The organism is Pseudomonas sp. NFACC56-3, assembly GCF_900100025.1.
GTDB lineage: Bacteria > Pseudomonadota > Gammaproteobacteria > Pseudomonadales > Pseudomonadaceae > Aquipseudomonas > Aquipseudomonas fluorescens_AA.
Window position 1 is genome coordinate 1 of sequence record NZ_FMTK01000041.1, and the last position, 3,286, is coordinate 3,286.

Annotated in this window: 5 protein-coding genes; 3 read left to right on the top strand and 2 right to left on the bottom strand. The window is 60.3% G+C overall.

Annotated features, from left to right (window positions below; all coding sequences use genetic code 11):
* The coding region (locus tag BLO80_RS28625; RefSeq protein WP_256574259.1) for a contractile injection system protein, VgrG/Pvc8 family at positions 1-221 on the bottom strand (221 nt) is incomplete at its 3' end.
* A gap of 248 nt (positions 222-469) precedes the next feature.
* On the opposite strand from BLO80_RS28625, the gene BLO80_RS28630 reads away from it, so the two are divergent.
* From BLO80_RS28630 to BLO80_RS28640, 3 genes are read left to right on the top strand one after another with little or no spacing between them, the layout of a single operon-like run.
* Entirely contained in the window at positions 470-904 is a 435-nt protein-coding gene (locus BLO80_RS28630) for a DcrB-related protein (protein WP_092334430.1), read from the top strand.
* A 35-nt stretch (positions 905-939) separates the two neighbouring features.
* Complete coding sequence (locus tag BLO80_RS28635) at positions 940-2,205, top strand: PAAR domain-containing protein (RefSeq protein ID WP_092334428.1); 1,266 nt, start codon at positions 940-942, stop codon at positions 2,203-2,205.
* Positions 2,206-2,224: 19 nt separating this feature from the next.
* Positions 2,225-2,488 carry a hypothetical protein gene (locus tag BLO80_RS28640; protein ID WP_092334426.1) on the top strand — a complete coding sequence of 88 codons (264 nt, stop codon included), beginning with the start codon at positions 2,225-2,227 and terminating at the stop codon, positions 2,486-2,488.
* Between the two features lie 30 nt (positions 2,489-2,518).
* Here the strand turns inward: BLO80_RS28640 and tssI are convergent.
* A partial coding sequence (tssI, locus tag BLO80_RS28645) for a type VI secretion system tip protein TssI/VgrG (protein ID WP_139197140.1) occupies positions 2,519-3,286 on the bottom strand: 768 nt, incomplete at its 5' end.

The following is a 3,286-nucleotide window of genomic DNA, read 5'->3' on the forward strand; positions in this document are numbered from 1 at the left end:
TGGAAGTAGCGTTCGCCACCGCCATCGAGCTGCAGGCTCACGCACATGGGCTTGCCGAGCAATTGGTTGAGGTCGATGGCGTTGTCCAGCGAATGCAGCTGCAACTCATAGTTGAACAGCCGGCCCAATTCTTCACCGCCGCTCATGTCCTTGAGCAACAACACCTCGGGTCCCAGGGGGCTGGTGATTTTGGCCAGGCGTGAGGCTTGGTTGAATAGCATCGGTTGTCCTTATCGCGGCCGCAGTCCATTTGACGCTGCGCAAGATTGCCGGCTTTTGACGTTCAAGATCAAGAGATCGCGCCCTTCGACAGCGCGTGCACAGGCATGTAAACGCCAGAGTAGTGACGCTGATCGCATAATGTAGTGCCTTACGTGAGGCAGAGGAACCCGGTTCTTGATTGTTCCCAGGCATTACTTGAATATCTGCTCCTTCGCGCGTCACCTCACGTCCATGGAAAGCGATTACTGTGACCTCTTACCGCATTCAAGAAGCCGATCTCGAAATCCCCGATGCCTGGCAGGACCAGAGCATCAATATTTTCAAGCTGCCGGCCGTCGGTCCCGCTAAAGAAGCCAGTTTTGTGATCAGCCGCGACGCCACCCAGGGCGACGCGCCCTTTGCCGAATACGTGGACCGCCAACTCAAAAGCGCGGAGCAGCAACTGCCGGGCTTCAAGCTGGTTCAGCGCTGGGACACGGTGCTGCAAGGGCACACCACCACGTTGCTGGATTACACCTGGCAACGCGAGGGGCGTGAACTGATGCTGCGTCAGGTGTTCATCGAGCGTAAGCCGTCGGTGCTGATCACCACCTTGACCACCACACCGAGCGACTTCGCCTATCACGAGCCAGCCTGGAAGCTGGCAATGCATTCGTTCAAGCCACAGCCTCCGATCGTCTGAGCATCGATACGTCCCACTGAGTACTCACACACATCATGGATGCACAGGCTGCAGCACGTCTGGGTGACGAAATAGCCCACGGGTTCGGGTTGGCCGCGATGGTCGCCGGAGCCGTGGCGGGCGCCTTGATCGGCGCTGCGGTGGTTGCCGCGACGGTTGCCACGGGCGGTGTGGCGCTGGCGATCATGGCCGGCTCGATTGCCGCCGGCGGCTTGTCGATGTTCCAGATCGTCAAAGGCCTGTCCACTATCTTCAACCTGCCCGAACCCACCACGGGGGCGTTGATAGTGGGCAGCTTCAACGTCTACATCAACGACCGCAATGCCATGAGGGCGGGTGAAGACGTATCGTCTTCCTGCACCGGGCTGCCGATGAACCATCCGATCTGGCCCTTTCCGGTGCTGATCGCCGAAGGCAGCGCCACGGTGTTCATCAACGGCAAACCGGCGGCGCGCTTGCACAGCAAAATGGTGTGCGGCGCGCATATCAAGACCGGCAGCCCCAATACCTTTATCGGTGGGCCGACGGTGTCGGTGGCGTTTGTCCTGGACCTCGAAGGCTGGATGCACACCGGGCTGGAAGTGTTGGGGTTGTTGGCGGCAGGTGCTGCGTTGGTCATGGCCGCCATGGCGGGTATCGCCGTGCTCGTCGAGTTCGTGGTGGTGGGCGGGCTGATCCTGGGGGGCATGGAGCTTCTCGGCGATTTGGGTGATCGCCTGGGGCCTGGTTATCGGGACCTGCTGCAAGGTGTCGCCGGCATGGCCATGCTGGGGCTGAGCCCGAAAATGGCGAAGGCGGCCAAGCCTGCCGAACTGCCGCCGCCCAAGTACAAGCCTGGCGTGACCGAGGCCGATATCCTGGCCATGCCGAAAGGGTCGCGGCCCGACGCCGACACCTATTTGTCACCCCAGTATGTGAAGGAGCACTTGGCCCAGTTCGAGAACGGTGCCTCGCGCTTCACCACCAAGGCCAACCTGGACAAGTACGGCATCGCCCAGCGCGACGGCACGACGTTCCTCATGCCCAAGGCTGAAGCCGATCAATTGGTGGCCAATGCCAAGGGTGACAAGCGCGCATTGGAGAAGGCCCTTGGGTTGCCAGAAAATACCCTGGAAAGTAGTACCCTGGTGCGGGTCGATATTCCCGCGCCTAAAGACATGAACCTGCGGATTCCTTCAGGTAACGAGGCCGGCGCCAACGAATTCTGGATTCCTGGCGGCAAGCTGCCCACCGGCGCCAGCGAGGCGGTCATCGACGCCGGGGGCATTTTGCCCAAAGATTTCAGTTGGACGCCATTGTGACGGTAGAGGTAGGCAAGTCATGAAGTTTCAAGATGTTCTGGTCAGTCGCGAGCACATGTTTTCCGTGGGCATCGAACAAGACTCGGGTCGGTTCTACGTGTCCATACCGGTCAGCAATGGCATGGCCGACTACGAGGAATACTACGAAATCAATCAGGCGACCTTCGAGCTGTTCAGGCGTGACCCGGATGCTGCGCTGCCGTTTGTGGCCCGTTGCAAAAAGCGCGAGCTGGACCAGCTGTTGATCGTCCAGCCCGGAACGAACCGCGGCACCGCCATTTGATGCTGGCCTCGGTTGTTCCGGCCATGAACCTCAGGGGCGGGCCTTTGCCGGGAACAACGCTTTTACCGCCGCGTCGATCACACCCTTGAGGCCTTTACCTTTAGGGTCCACGGCGCTGGCGCCTCCGGAGTTGAGGTCCAGGCGGCCGCCGGTGTCGATGTTGCCATTTTCGCTGGCGTAGATATTGAACGCCGTGCCCGAGATATTGATCTCGCCACTGGCATTGAACTCCAGCACGCTTTTGCCGCACACCAATCGAATCTGCGAACCCGCCTCCACGAGGTATTGGGTACTGATGCTGTCGCTCTTGGCTCCGCCGACGAGCAGGGCATCGTTGCGCTGCACGGCCCGCAGGCGGTCTTCGCCAATCCGGACCGTCTCGTTGTGGCCGATGTTTTTGTTGCGGTCGTGGCCCACCGAATGGCTCTCGTCCACCTCGACCACGATGTCCTGGTTGCGTTCGGCGTGGATGTACAGCTGCTCGGCGCCTTTCTTGTCTTCCATGCGGATTTCGTTGAAATTCGCCGGCGTGCCACCCTTGCTCGAACGGCTTTTGGTGCCGCTCTGAGTGGCATTGGCAGGCAACGCATAGGGCACGGTTTGTTCGGCGTTGTAGACGCGGCCGGTGATGATCGGTCGGTCCGGATCACCCTCAAGGAAGCCCACGATCACTTCCTGCCCAATGCGCGGGATCTGCACCGAGCCCCAGTTTTTCCCGGCCCAGGATTGCGACACGCGGATCCAGCACGAGCTGTTCTCGTTGGATTGGTCGTGACGGTCCCAGTAGAAATGCACCTT

Coding starts and splice junctions, on each gene's coding strand:
- BLO80_RS28635 (WP_092334428.1), top strand. CDS start 940: ATGGATGCACAGGCTGCAGCACGTCTGGGTGACGAAATAGCCCACGGG.
- BLO80_RS28640 (WP_092334426.1), top strand. CDS start 2,225: ATGAAGTTTCAAGATGTTCTGGTCAGTCGCGAGCACATGTTTTCCGTG.